Source organism: Acinetobacter sp. ANC 4805 (assembly GCF_022549495.1).
Taxonomy (GTDB): Bacteria; Pseudomonadota; Gammaproteobacteria; order Pseudomonadales; family Moraxellaceae; genus Acinetobacter.
The window spans coordinates 232,703-245,445 of the sequence record NZ_JAKZGD010000006.1 but is presented as its reverse complement, the minus strand read 5'-3'; the positions used below and the strand labels follow the sequence as shown (position 1 = coordinate 245,445).

Sequence of the window (12,743 nt, the reverse complement as noted above, 5' to 3'; positions counted from 1 at the left end):
GTTGGTTTAGGGGTATGTAAAAATTTTTGAACTGAAAATTTGAGCGCATAACTTTCAGATAGATAGTTTCAAAAAAATTTATAAACTCTATTCAGGATATAAGTGTATATATATGAAGTAAATTAATGTTTTTAAGTGATTTTTTTGTAATTGGGTTGTGAGTTGTAATTATTCACACTGGCTTCACAGCGCTTAATGAACATTTATTTTATGAACAAAATTGTTTTTAAAGATTTGAACTGAGGTTAATTAATTTTGAACATCTTTATTTAGAGAAGCGTAGATAAAGAGAATTAGAATTCTCTTTATCTACTAGAGGTTTATGCTTCTATTGCTTGAACTGCAATTTTCTTGGCAGGATCAACTTTACGGCGTACAGCTGGAACAGCTTCACCATGATATTGGCGATCGGCAAAGTAGCTTGAGCGAACCATTGGTGCAGACCAAATGTTTCTAAAACCAAGTTTACGACCATGTTCTGCATAACGCTCGAATTCTTCTGGCGTTACAAAGCGGTCGATTGGTGCATGTTGCTTAGATGGTTGTAGATATTGACCGATTGTCACGTAGTCCACATCATGCGCACGAAGATCATCCAACAAAGCAATTACTTCTTCTTCAGTTTCACCAATACCCACCATCAAACCACATTTGGTTGGGACATCAGGACAGTATTCTTTAAACATTTTTAATAGATTTAAAGAGTGCTGATAATCAGAACCTGGACGCATCGCTTTATATAGACGAGGTACGGTTTCAATATTGTGATTGAATACATCAGGTGGACACTCAGTCATGATACGTAAGGCAATATCCATACGACCACGAAAGTCTGGTACTAAAATTTCTAATAACGTTTTTGGGCTAAGTGCGCGAGCTTCTTTAATACAATCCACAAAATGCTGAGCGCCACCATCTAATAAGTCATCACGATCTACAGAGGTAATGACGGCATATTTAAGACCTAAATTAGAGATGGTTTCTGCCATATGGCGTGGTTCATCAGGGTCAAGGGCATTTGGACGACCATGTGCAACGTCACAGAACGGGCAACGGCGAGTACAAATATCACCCATGATCATAAAGGTTGCTGTACCACCACCAAAACACTCAGGTAGGTTTGGACAGGCAGCTTCTTCACAAACAGTATGGAGTTTTTGCGAACGTAGAGTTGTTTTTATACGCTGAACCTCTTCAGGGGCAGCCATTTTGACGCGAATCCAGTCTGGTTTACGAGGCACTTCAACCGTAGGGATAACTTTTACAGGAATTCTTGCGACTTTTTCTGCGCCACGAAGTTTTATCCCCTGTTCTGGTTTACGGTGTTCAGACATGTACTTTCTACAACCTATTACTTGAGATATTCGATTATTATAGTCAAATTTATTGGTTTATAGGATGAAATAGGTATTCATTTTGAAAATGTAAATATATAAAAATATATAGTTGAGAAATACATTAATTCAACGCATAGTAGTTATCATCTATAAAGCAATAAATGGTTAAGAGTCAAAGGAGCTTTGAATGCCACGTAAGAAAGAGGTCGTTGGTGGGAATGTTGTTAAGTATGATGCAGTCATTCTCGGTTCTGGCCCAGCTGGCGAAGGCGCGGCAATGAAGCTTGCAAAAGCAGGTAAACGAGTTGCAATTGTTGATATTCGTGATCAACTCGGTGGAAACTGTGCGCATGTAGGAACGATTCCAAGTAAAGCTTTACGTCAAACGGTTTCAAGTATTATTCGTTATCAACGTGATCCAATGTTTCAAAAAGTAGGTGAATGGAAACAATTCACTATGAAACAGGTATTACGTAATGCACATAAAGTCATTCAGCAACAAGTTGATACGCATACACGGTTTTATGACCGTAATAAAATTGAAGTTTTTCATGGTCGTGCTTATATCCAAGACAAAAATACAGTTTTGATTTTTGGACAGGATGGTACAAAAGATACAATCATTTGCAAACAAATCGTAATTGCGACAGGTAGCCGTCCATATCAACCTCAAGGTTTAGATTTTAATCATCCGCGTGTATTTGATTCAGACAAGATTTTAGATCTTGATTATTCAATTCAAAAAATCATTATTTATGGTGCGGGCGTGATTGGTTGCGAATATGCATCGATCTTCATTGGTTTAGATCATAAAGTTGATTTGATCAATACTCAGCAAAAATTATTAAGTTATCTCGATGATGAAATTGCAGATGCGCTGTCTTATCATTTGCGTGAGCAAGGTGTCTTAATTCGTCACAATGAGCAAATTGACCGATTAGAAACGTTTGATGATCATGTTGTGTTGCACTTGCTGAGTGGTAAGAAGATCAAAGCTGATGCAATTTTATGGTGTAATGGTCGTTCAGGAAATACCGATGGTCTTGGCTTGGAAAATGTTGGTTTAACACCGAATAGTCGTGGTCAGTTGATGGTGAATGACCAATATCAAACTGAAGTTGACAATATTTATGCTGCGGGTGATGTGATTGGTTGGCCATCACTTGCATCTGCTGCCTATGACCAAGGTCGTTGTGCGGGTGCAAATATGGTCGGTGAGAAAAATGTTAAACCGATTCGAGATGTGCCAACAGGCATTTACACGATTCCTGAAATTTCATCAATTGGTAAGACTGAACAGCAATTGACTGAAGAAAAAGTCCCTTATGAAGTAGGACAAGCGTCTTTCCGTCATTTGGCACGTGCACAAATCACGGGCGATACCGTGGGTGAATTAAAGGTTCTATTCCATCGTGACACTTTGGAAGTATTGGGAATCCATTGTTTTGGTAATAATGCAGCAGAGATTATTCATATTGGACAAGTGGTGATGCATAGTCCAGACAATACTTTAAAGTATTTTGTTGAAACTACATTTAACTATCCAACTATGGCAGAAGCGTATCGTGTGGCTTCTTTAAATGGTATGAATCGTTTGTTTTAAGTCATATAGATTTTGTATGATGATCCGAATGCCAATCAACTTGATTGGCATTTTACTATCTAGGTCTAAATAAAAGGCTTGCTATGAAAGCTCAGAAAAATAATTTAATGATTGTTGTGGTTATTGTTCTTCTTATTGTGATTTATTGGGGCTTAGACCTCAAACAGAAACAAAATACAACGCATGATATAACGGCACAGCCACATTCAATAGAGGTTGTGATAGATGATCAACAAAAGATCATGCAAGCTTACCAACAGCAACGAAGCAATGTACAAGTTCAAGCACAAGGAATTGTAAAAGCGGTTTTGCCTGATGACAATGAAGGCTCAAGGCATCAGAAAATGATTCTCAAATTGGAGAATGGTTTAACAGTTCTGATTGCACATAATATTGATTTAGCACCAAGAATAGATGGGCTAAAAAAGGGCGATACAGTTGCGTTTTATGGAGAATATGAATACAACCCAAAAGGCGGAGTCATTCATTGGACGCACCATGATCCGCAAGCAAAACATAGTGATGGTTGGCTAAAATATAAGGGGAAAACATATCAATAATATTTTCCCTTTATCACTAATTCTATTTATATGCTCTAAATTAGCTTGTAAGCGCCAATTTTTGACGAGATTTCCACTTAGGTAGTACTTTAGCTAAATAGGCATCCATACACCATACAGGACCAATCAGGAGGAATTGTAAGTCTTTAAAGAAAGAAGGCTTTTTACCTTCTACTTTATGCCCATAAAATTGCCCAATCCATGCCACCACAAAAATACCGATATAGAATCCAACGCCTACAGGCAGGATTACGATCAGCCATGCCATAACTACTAACAATACCGCCATCGCTACTGCAAGCACGATGTCTAGGCGTGCATAAAAAACCAAAGTGAGTACAAGTAGTAATGCGGTGAGTAGGGTGCTGAAATGGGCAAGAATGCCAATAATGGAAAAAAGAATAGCCGGGACACAAACCCAGTGAATTTTTTTATTGGTTTGGTTTTGATGGCTATCACTGTATTCATCAATCGATTTCACAGCGCGCTCCTTGCAGTATTCATTTTTATTTATTCAATATACCGAAGAAAAGAATAAGGGTCAAAATGATTCAATGGACTCTAATATGTGTATGCAATAGAAAACACAAAAGCCACATCAAGTAGCTTTTGTTGGAGATAAATGAATGTACTTAAGAGCTAGGTCCATCCACTCGTTCAATGCTGACATTACCTGTACCTGAACCAGACATTCCTAGTTGCTTTGCAGCGCCATAAGATAAATCTAGAACACGGTTACCATGGAAAGGACCACGATCGTTTACTTTGACAACAACACTTTTACCATTGTCTTTGTTTGTTACACGGATATAACAGTTTAAAGGAAGGCTACGGTGTGCGGCAGTTAATCCATTCATATCGAATGTTTCACCACTTGCGGTTTTACGACCATGAAATTGACGACCATACCATGATGCAACGCCATTTTGGCTGAATTTGCGAACGGTATTTGAAGCAACAGTATTCAGTTTTTCAATCACTGAAGGCTCGTCTTCAGGAATATCAATTTTTGCAGCAATCGTTTGGCGACGGATTTGGTCACCTGAACTCTCAGTGATTGAAAGACTATTAACGTTAGAAAAACGCGAATTAAAATTTTGAGAATCTTTACTCAATACGCGGGCAGCTAAATTAGAACCATCCACATCATTATTGATTGATGTCGATTGTACCATTTCAGCATGTAACGGGCTTAAACTTAAGCCTGCTGTCAGCGCTATAATATATTTTAGCGAAAACTGCATTGTATAAACTCCTAGAGAACATGCTTTTCTATTTCAAAAACCACTTTGAAATATAGTGCACATGTCTAATTATTCACTTTTGCAATTACTTTACTTGAGTGGATAATATTCATCGCTTACGAAGTGTGTCTAGTCTTTAACGATAAATAGTTACAAAAAGGGCAAAAACTTACAGTTTGTGGTCAAAAAATAATCAATATTGTAACAAGAAATTAATTTTGCTGCATATCTATACTTTTTAAATAAAAAAATTATTGACTTTTCATAATCTTGTGAAAAAGCTAACCTAGCGGCTAGCAACTTCAGTGCCTAATAACCATACAGCAGTTGCATACATACGGCTTTTATTATAGGTCGTAATCACTTGGAAATTAGGGTAAGTAATGTAGTAGATTGGACCAAATTGGTCTTGTAATTGGATGACGTTGACTAAGTCTAAGTCATCAATTTTTACCAAAGGATCAATAGGAGAAATCCCTAATCTTTTCAACTCACCATAGGGGGTTGGTTGTGTTAAATCTTTAGCAATAATGCTTTCTGGGTTGTTACCCAAGTAACGTGCAGGGAAGCCTATTGGGCGATCACGTTGCCAGCCATGCTGAGCTAAATAGTTGGCGATAGAACCAATAGCATCAGTCGCTGAGTTTCTTAAATCAATATGACCATTACCATCATAATCCACCCCTAATTTTTGAATGTTGCTTGGCATAAACTGAGGGTAGCCAATTGCACCTGCATAAGAACCTACAATACTATTGGTTGGATAGCCTTCTTTATATGTCCATGCGATCAATGCTGCTAATTCATCACTAAAATAGTCAGCACGACGTGGATAGCCAAAGGCGAGGGTTGCAAGTGCATCTCGAGTAATGAAAGCCCCTTTATTTGCGCCGTAACCTGTTTCTACACCCAAAATACCTAGAATGACTGCTTTGGGTACGCCAAATTGCTGTTCTGCGCGATTCAGTGCATCTTCGTACTGGTTTTTAAAGTTAGCCCCACGTTGAATTGTACCTTCAACAAGAAACATTGAACGATAGTCATACCAAGGCTTACTCTCACCAGGGCGGGTCATAATAGTGAGAATATTAGGTAAGTTGCGTGCGCCACTCATAGCAGCATCAATTTGTTCGCTACTCAATCCATAGGTGGTCATCGCTTTTTGTTTAAAAGCAACGTAATTGGGGTGAGTATAAAAGTCATTTGCTTGTGCCCAATTGCTGCTTAAGAACAAGCTAGCAGTTAAAGCGAGGAGTCTAAATGTGTTATTTAAATTAGGAAGAAACATGTGTTTATAAAATTCCTCATTATCGATGTGTATGAATAGACATAACCAGTCCAAAAGTTGACATCAGGGTAATAATTGCTGTTCCACCATAGCTCATGAAAGGTAACGGCACACCGACTACAGGTAAAATACCACTGACCATTCCCGCATTTACAAATACATAAACAAAAAATGACAAACCAAATGCACCAGCGACTAGGCGACCATAGTTATGAAAGCTTTGTAAGCCGATCTGGAATGTTCTAAAAATAATCGCGCAATAAAGTAAAATGAGCAGAGTAACGCCAATTAAACCAAACTCTTCTGAATAAGCAGCAATAATAAAGTCGGTATGACCTTCGGGTAAAAAGTGCAGATGGGATTGAGTTCCTTCTAAGAAGCCTTTACCTGAAAAACCACCTGAGCCAATAGCAGTTTTTGATTGGATAATGTTCCAACCCGTACCTAATGCATCTGCTTCAGGGTCTAAAAGTGTGAGAACACGTTGACGTTGATAATCATGGAGTAAAAACTCCCATGCAATTGGAATAATAACCGCAGCAACACCTGCTGCTGCAGCAATAAGTTGCCATGATAATCCACTTAAAAACAGCACAAAAATACCACTGGCAAGAACCAGTAAAGATGTACCCAAGTCGGGTTGTTCTGCAATCAGTAGAAAAGGTACAACAATGAGCATTAAAGACAAAACAACTTGTGAAAGGCTTGGTGGTAATGCTTTACGTGATAAAAACCAAGCAATCATCATCGGCATGCCAATTTTCATAAATTCACTGGGTTGCACACTTCCGAAACCAGGAATATCAATCCAACGTTGTGCACCCATACGCACTTCACCAAAAATAACCACTGCAACCAGTGACAGTACGCCGAATATATAAAAGTAGGGGGAGAATGCTTGATAAACTTTCGGTGGAATTTGTGCCAAACTGAACATGACCACAAAACCGATTCCAAAACTCATCGCCTGTTTGCTGACAAGTCCGACATCCTGTGCCGAAGCACTATATAGGACAGTTAATCCAAGTAAGGCATTTAGAACTAAAAATAAACAAAGCCAAGGATCAATATGTAATTGTTGCCAACGAGAGGGGTGTGCGGCTGTACTTAAGCCATCACGAGGAGCTTGACGTAAAAATTTGTATTGTGAACTTGGAGACATGCGATTCTAAATCTAGTAAATCAACGCTTCGCGAATGCTAACATAAACATGAGCAAGACCAAAGTAGCGCTTTGTTCGGTCATACAACAGAGCGTGTTGAACGAGAAATGAAGACCTTTATATTTATCGAACTTGTTTCTTTTATGCATAAAAAAGCGACTATATTGTTATAGTCGCTTTTTGATTAACTAGGGCTTATTTTTGAACCAATAACTGATCGAAATGCTTTGTAAATACATCTAATTCAGCTTGGCTTAAACTCGGAATAAGCTTCTTAATTACAATATGAACCGCAGTCTCAACAGCGCTTGTTGCAACACTTGCAACACCACGCTTCACCATACCTAGACCGAGTGTTTTATTGTACTCAGTCATAAAATGCTGGATTAAAGCATCAGCAAAAGATTTAAATTGCTGAGTCAGTGCATCACGTTGTTCTTTACCGTTTCCAGCAGCAACTTCAGCAAAACTCTTTTTCATTTCAACCACAAGGTTGTCAGGCAAGACAGCACCAATGCGTTGTTTACCTTCATTGTCAGTAAACAAACTTTTTTCCATGAATGCCAATGATTCTAAAACTTGGTCATTCGAAGTTTTGCCTAACAATTGCTTCATTAATGTTGAAACGATGCTACGAATTTTTTGAGCAAGTTCTTCAGTGGTATCTCGTTTATCACTTGGTGGAAATTGTTGAACCAAATGAACCAACATGGTGTCAATTAACTCATCAGTAAGCTGTAGAGAAATTTTGTCACGTAAAGGGTATTGTGGCTCTTTACTGTCACGGTTGGCTTGAGCAAGTTGAATATCCTGGCTCAACGTTGCCGATGGAAGAATACCGAAATAACTGGTCATTGAAGAACGTCCTCTATATCAAATTTATTCGTTTTATTGTCGCGCTAAGCGAATTGGCTCAGGCATCCATGACAAATCGGATACTCGACATGGGTTAATATCCAAGCCCCCTCGACGAGTATACGTTGCATAGACCATCAGCTTTTCTGGTTGAAGCAATTGCCAAAGATCAGCAAATATTTGCTCAACACATTGCTCATGGAAACCATTATGCTGACGGTACGAGATAATATAGGCTAATAGACTGCGATAACAAGGTTTTTTACCTTGAAAACGAATAAAAACAGTGCCCCAATCGGGTTGTCCTGTGACAGGGCAATTACTTCTGAGTAAATGAGAGTACAGCTCAACTTCGACATGCTCTGGATTCGTGGTATCAAATTGCAACAATGTCGCATCAGGATGCTCAGACAAACGCTCTGGAATTAGATCGTCAATACACATGCCTTGTGGTTTAGAGATATTTAAATCATCGACCTGAAACAGTTGCAGTTCAATCTTTGCACCAGCCGCTTTAGATAAATCTTGCTCAACGGTTTCAATGAAATTTTGCTTAGATTCAAATTGAGTGAAATTCAGGCTGTTGAAGTAGAGTTTAAGTGATTTTGATTCAATCAAGTTCGGGGAATTGGCAGGCAAAGTTAAACGACCAATCGCAACTTGCGGTAAGCCAATCTGATTTAACCATGAAATTTCAAAAACATGCCACCAGTCTTTGCCTTGAGTAACCCCTTCAATATGCGCATATTGTTGGCGAGATTCAGCACGAGCGATTGGAAATAATACTTCTGGCTGATAATGGGTTGGGTATTCGGTATCTTTACCCAATAAAGAAAATTCAACACTCATTCACGCATTCCTGAACCACGAGCTAATAAATGATAAGCAACTGCATACAGCGCAACACAACAGAGCGTAACGATACTTAACGAGAAGGTCACATTCACATCGCTATGCCCTAAAATGCCAAAACGGAAGGCATTGACCATATATACAATTGGATTAATTAAAGACAGATTTTGCCAAAATGGGCTGAGCGCACTAATCGCATAAAAAACACCGCCTAAATAGGTGAGTGGCGTCAATACAAAAGTTGGGATAATTGAAATATCATCAAATGACTTTGCATAGACAGCATTGATGAAACCACCAAGTGAGAATAATAATGAAGTAATGATGACTGTATATATAGTCACAAATAAATTATAAATTTCTAAATGGGTAAAGAATAAACTCATGATCGTTACAATTAGACCAACCAAGACACCACGGCTGACACCACCAATCACATAACCCCAAAGAATTAAATGTAATGGCACAGGACTCATGATCAATTCTTCGATGCTTTTTTGGAATTTGGCACTAAAAAAACTGGATGAAACGTTGGCATAACTATTCGTAATGACGGCCATCATGATTAAACCAGGCACAATAAATTGCATGTAGCTAAAGCCGCCCATTTCACCAATACGAGAGCCAACTAAATTACCAAAAATCACAAAGTACAAGCTCATAGTGATGGCAGGCGGTAACAAAGTTTGTGGCCAAATTCGCATAAAACGACGAATTTCTTTAACAACCAAAGTCCAAAGTGCGGTTTTTAATTGACTGAAATTCATTGATTCGCTCCTGCAAGATTCTTCTCGACCATTTTCACGAACAATTCTTCCAAACGATTGGATTTATTACGCATACTGCTCACTTGGATATTTTGCGATTGTAGCAATAAGAACAGATCATTCATGGTATGCGCTTTGTCCATGGTGATTTCTAAAGTCACAGGATCAATTAAATTAAACTTGAACCCAAGAATATCGAGTTGCAGTGTTTCAATCGGTTTCGCCAGATCACAAATGAAAGACTCTTCATTGAGTTGATTGAGGAAGCCTTTCATGGTGGTATCTTCTTTAATCACACCACGATCAATAATCGCAATACGACGGCACAGCATTTCTGCTTCTTCTAAATAGTGAGTCGTTAGAATAATAGACGTACCGTTTTCATTCATTTCAGTGAGAAAATCCCACATTGAACGACGTAACTCAATGTCTACACCCGCAGTTGGCTCATCTAATATAAGCAACTTAGGTTCATGCATCATGGCACGTGCAATCATCAGACGGCGTTTCATACCACCTGAAAGCATACGTGATTGAATATTACGTTTTTCCCATAAACCGAGTTTTTCTAAATAGAACTCAGCTCGTTGTTCTGCGAGTTTCTTAGGAATGCCGTAATAGCCTGCTTGGGTCACTAGAATATCGAAGGTTTTTTCGAATTGCCCAAAGTTAAATTCTTGAGGAACAACACCAAGACATTGTTTTGCGTGGGATGGATGGGTATCTAAGTTATGCCCAAAAATCTCCACTGTACCCGATGTTTTTTTGGTTAAAGAGCTAATGATACTGATCGTTGTCGATTTACCTGCACCATTAGGGCCTAATAATGCGTAAAATTCGCCCTCAGGTACGGTTAAATCAATACCTTTTAATGCCTGAAAACCATTACGATAAGTTTTGGACAAATCGCTCAACACCAAAGCATCAGTCATGAACGTCTCACGTTGTTAAATAGAATGGGTATTTTGAGCGATATGAAAAAATAAACCAAGTAGAAAAATATGTTTATGATGTGTCAAAAATGGAACGATTGAATAACAGGGTAGATCATAAGAATTTCTTATTTTTAGGGAGGATTACCATACACGATTAACGCAGATGGGTATTATGGTTATTCTTATCCATCTGATAGTGGATTTAAACGAGCTGAAGATTATATTTGGCTAATACAGAAAACCCTCATGAGCCACCTATATCTAAGGAATAGCTGGCTGGATGTAAGAAGTATTTTGAAGTGAATTAAATTTAGAGATTTAATTTCATTAAAAATATCTAAATTGGATAGTAAATTAATGAATAAAACTTACCTTATTCTGATGCTTATTTTACCTTTGATGTTTGGGATTGTTTGGAAATCTAATCATGATAGATTGAAAAGGGAGCAAGAAAAACAACAGCAATTTCAACAATACATGCAAAAAATGGCTCAATTAGAAGTGGATCGTCGAGAAAAGTTGGCACAAGAAGCGGCTGAGAAAGCTAAAAAAGATCAACAGCGAAGAGTTGAAAATGAAGAAGCTAGACGTGAGTCAGAAAGGTTTGATCATGAAATGAGAATGAAAGAATATGATAGATCTAATGAATATCCTAGTTCATTTGAAGAAGAGGAAGTGCTAAGACATATTCTTGACTAGAAATATTCATCAAATTGATGCTTTAGAAATATGATTTTTTATTGGAGCAAATTGATGTGTGCTGAAATTACAGGAGACTCCCATATCGCATTTCTTTTCAGTAAAAGGGGCGATATTTTGAGTAATCAGTTTTTTGCATTCAGCACGCTTTTCTCTTACATCAGCTAATGAAACATCAGGGTATATGCCAAAGGACATGCTATTTCTTTTTCGAGTAATTGGTCTTGTATAGTCAAAGCACCAGTAAGTATTGCTATTTTTCTCAATAATTAGGTACAAATCATTGCCATCAGCAAGCTCTAGTAATGTTTTTTCATCATTTTTCTTATGTGAAGTGATGGCAGAACGAAGCGAGTATCTGTAAGACTAATATGACTTGTTTTGGTATCTTTACGGTAACTTTTTTGAGTAATTTAGGGCTTACCGCAATTTATGCGGTAATTGATGAGAAAGCAGGGGAAGTTGTGATAATAAACTTCAATCAAAAGTATTGTATTGCAATGGTTTTGATATGAATTGAGAAGTATTGAAAATCAAATCTGGTGCGCTCAGCGGGACTCGAACCCACGCCACAGGCTTCGGAGACCTGTACTCTATCCAGTTGAGCTATGAGCGCATGCGTGCCACATCATAGGCAAAAAAATCAGGTAGGTAAATATATACAGTGAAACAAAGATGTTTCTTGTTTATTAAAAGAACAGTTTTGATTTTGGTCTGGGTATATTTTCAGCAAATAGATTATAAATGTTGTACCGAATAATTAATTAGTTTCAATGTCTGATTGAGTTGTGCTGGAGGAATACGTGACTCTTGTAAGAATGTAATCCATTGCATTTGACATGCTTTTAATTGCTGCAAGTTTTTGATCATCTGTATTTTTTGTATCAAAGGTCGAGCCATCAAACCACAATAAGTTGTTAGCGTTTGAATCATAACTTGTTGAATTTCGACAAAAGGAAGTTTTTCTAGCGCAATAACTTCAGGTTCAATGCTTGGGGATGGAATAGGAACGATTTCAACAGGAGTCTTTATAACTGGAGAGACTTCAATTGACGGTGATATATTGCTTTCAGGAGGCTGAATGACTTCTTGTACTTCTTCGATTTCTATCGGTTCTAATGGCTGATGAGCTAATAAGCCCATATCAATCAGTTGTTGCACTAATTCAGTTGGTGCAATCCTTTCTCTGTAACCATGATCAAGCTCTTGAAAATCTTCATGGTCAATTAAAAGTAATAAACGACGTTGACGTGCAGTGAGTGCTGTATCGCGTTGTTGTAAGGCATTTTGCCCAAGTTCTGTTTTAAAAAAATGAGACATGTCTTAATCTCCACCCAATTAAGATTTGGAATAAAGATTAAGATAAGGTTAAAAAATGACAGTAGTGTTAACAATTTATTAAATATCATTGTCTTGGTTGAAATAATGGAATGCTTAAATG

General features: G+C 37.8%; 14 protein-coding genes and 1 tRNA gene. 3 read left to right on the top strand and 12 right to left on the bottom strand.

Going from position 1 to position 12,743, the window contains the following annotated elements; genetic code table 11:
• Nucleotides 1-320: 320 nt before the first annotated feature.
• On the bottom strand, nt 321-1,334 hold the full coding sequence (gene lipA, locus MMP60_RS10465) for a lipoyl synthase (protein ID WP_241336200.1): 1,014 nt from the start codon (nt 1,332-1,334) through the stop codon (nt 321-323).
• A 190-nt stretch (nt 1,335-1,524) separates the two neighbouring features.
• Between lipA and sthA the strand changes: the two genes are divergently transcribed.
• On the top strand, nt 1,525-2,940 hold the full coding sequence (gene sthA, locus MMP60_RS10460) for a Si-specific NAD(P)(+) transhydrogenase (RefSeq protein WP_018679960.1): 1,416 nt from the start codon (nt 1,525-1,527) through the stop codon (nt 2,938-2,940).
• A gap of 83 nt (nt 2,941-3,023) precedes the next feature.
• Complete coding sequence (locus MMP60_RS10455) at nt 3,024-3,500, top strand: DUF3465 domain-containing protein (RefSeq protein WP_241336199.1); 477 nt, start codon at nt 3,024-3,026, stop codon at nt 3,498-3,500.
• 40 nt (nt 3,501-3,540) lie between these two features.
• Here MMP60_RS10455 and MMP60_RS10450 read toward each other — a convergent pair whose 3' ends face one another.
• The 8 genes from MMP60_RS10450 to MMP60_RS10415 form a co-directional block, all read right to left on the bottom strand.
• The gene (locus MMP60_RS10450) at nt 3,541-3,981 is read right to left on the bottom strand and encodes an Mpo1-like protein (protein WP_241336198.1); all 441 of its coding nucleotides are present in this window, start codon (nt 3,979-3,981) and stop codon (nt 3,541-3,543) included.
• Between the two features lie 151 nt (nt 3,982-4,132).
• On the bottom strand, nt 4,133-4,744 hold the full coding sequence (locus tag MMP60_RS10445; RefSeq protein WP_241336197.1) for a septal ring lytic transglycosylase RlpA family protein: 612 nt from the start codon (nt 4,742-4,744) through the stop codon (nt 4,133-4,135).
• Nucleotides 4,745-5,030: 286 nt separating this feature from the next.
• A complete protein-coding gene (mltB, locus tag MMP60_RS10440) occupies nt 5,031-6,032 on the bottom strand; it encodes a lytic murein transglycosylase B (RefSeq protein ID WP_241336196.1) in 1,002 nt (333 codons plus the stop codon).
• Between the two features lie 19 nt (nt 6,033-6,051).
• Entirely contained in the window at nt 6,052-7,194 is a 1,143-nt protein-coding gene (gene rodA, locus MMP60_RS10435; protein ID WP_241336195.1) for a rod shape-determining protein RodA, read from the bottom strand.
• 195 nt (nt 7,195-7,389) lie between these two features.
• A complete protein-coding gene (locus MMP60_RS10430; RefSeq protein ID WP_241336194.1) occupies nt 7,390-8,049 on the bottom strand; it encodes a hypothetical protein in 660 nt (219 codons plus the stop codon).
• A gap of 33 nt (nt 8,050-8,082) precedes the next feature.
• The gene (gene queF / locus MMP60_RS10425) at nt 8,083-8,898 is read right to left on the bottom strand and encodes an NADPH-dependent 7-cyano-7-deazaguanine reductase QueF (RefSeq protein ID WP_241336193.1); all 816 of its coding nucleotides are present in this window, start codon (nt 8,896-8,898) and stop codon (nt 8,083-8,085) included.
• Nucleotides 8,895-9,668: an ABC transporter permease gene (locus tag MMP60_RS10420; protein ID WP_018679968.1), complete on the bottom strand. Its 774-nt coding sequence runs from the start codon at nt 9,666-9,668 to the stop codon at nt 8,895-8,897. Before MMP60_RS10420 ends, queF begins: the two co-directional genes overlap by 4 nt.
• Nucleotides 9,665-10,600, bottom strand: a complete 936-nt coding sequence (locus MMP60_RS10415; protein WP_241336192.1) for an ABC transporter ATP-binding protein — start codon at nt 10,598-10,600, stop codon at nt 9,665-9,667. Before MMP60_RS10415 ends, MMP60_RS10420 begins: the two co-directional genes overlap by 4 nt.
• A 360-nt stretch (nt 10,601-10,960) precedes the next feature.
• Here MMP60_RS10415 and MMP60_RS10410 point away from each other — a divergent pair, with 360 nt between their 5' ends.
• The gene (locus MMP60_RS10410; RefSeq protein WP_241336191.1) at nt 10,961-11,302 is read left to right on the top strand and encodes a hypothetical protein; all 342 of its coding nucleotides are present in this window, start codon (nt 10,961-10,963) and stop codon (nt 11,300-11,302) included.
• 9 nt (nt 11,303-11,311) lie between these two features.
• On the opposite strand, the gene MMP60_RS10405 is transcribed toward MMP60_RS10410, so the two are convergent.
• The 3 genes from MMP60_RS10405 to MMP60_RS10395 form a co-directional block, all read right to left on the bottom strand.
• Nucleotides 11,312-11,581 (bottom strand): integrase arm-type DNA-binding domain-containing protein, encoded by a 270-nt coding sequence (locus MMP60_RS10405; RefSeq protein ID WP_241336190.1) that lies wholly within the window; start codon nt 11,579-11,581, stop codon nt 11,312-11,314.
• A 261-nt stretch (nt 11,582-11,842) separates the two neighbouring features.
• Nucleotides 11,843-11,918, bottom strand: a tRNA-Arg gene (locus tag MMP60_RS10400).
• A 122-nt stretch (nt 11,919-12,040) separates the two neighbouring features.
• Nucleotides 12,041-12,622, bottom strand: coding sequence for a hypothetical protein (locus tag MMP60_RS10395; protein ID WP_241336189.1), 582 nt, complete (start codon nt 12,620-12,622; stop codon nt 12,041-12,043).
• Nucleotides 12,623-12,743: the final 121 nt, after the last annotated feature.

Excerpts from the sequence above, each read along its gene's own strand:
- lipA (WP_241336200.1), bottom strand. The coding sequence starts at position 1,334 with ATGTCTGAACACCGTAAACCAGAACAGGGGATAAAACTTCGTGGCGCA.
- sthA (WP_018679960.1), top strand. The coding sequence starts at position 1,525 with ATGCCACGTAAGAAAGAGGTCGTTGGTGGGAATGTTGTTAAGTATGAT.
- MMP60_RS10455 (WP_241336199.1), top strand. The coding sequence starts at position 3,024 with ATGAAAGCTCAGAAAAATAATTTAATGATTGTTGTGGTTATTGTTCTT.
- MMP60_RS10445 (WP_241336197.1), bottom strand. The coding sequence starts at position 4,744 with ATGCAGTTTTCGCTAAAATATATTATAGCGCTGACAGCAGGCTTAAGT.
- mltB (WP_241336196.1), bottom strand. The coding sequence starts at position 6,032 with ATGTTTCTTCCTAATTTAAATAACACATTTAGACTCCTCGCTTTAACT.
- rodA (WP_241336195.1), bottom strand. The coding sequence starts at position 7,194 with ATGTCTCCAAGTTCACAATACAAATTTTTACGTCAAGCTCCTCGTGAT.
- MMP60_RS10430 (WP_241336194.1), bottom strand. The coding sequence starts at position 8,049 with ATGACCAGTTATTTCGGTATTCTTCCATCGGCAACGTTGAGCCAGGAT.
- queF (WP_241336193.1), bottom strand. The coding sequence starts at position 8,898 with ATGAGTGTTGAATTTTCTTTATTGGGTAAAGATACCGAATACCCAACC.
- MMP60_RS10420 (WP_018679968.1), bottom strand. The coding sequence starts at position 9,668 with ATGAATTTCAGTCAATTAAAAACCGCACTTTGGACTTTGGTTGTTAAA.
- MMP60_RS10415 (WP_241336192.1), bottom strand. The coding sequence starts at position 10,600 with ATGACTGATGCTTTGGTGTTGAGCGATTTGTCCAAAACTTATCGTAAT.
- MMP60_RS10410 (WP_241336191.1), top strand. The coding sequence starts at position 10,961 with ATGAATAAAACTTACCTTATTCTGATGCTTATTTTACCTTTGATGTTT.
- MMP60_RS10395 (WP_241336189.1), bottom strand. The coding sequence starts at position 12,622 with ATGTCTCATTTTTTTAAAACAGAACTTGGGCAAAATGCCTTACAACAA.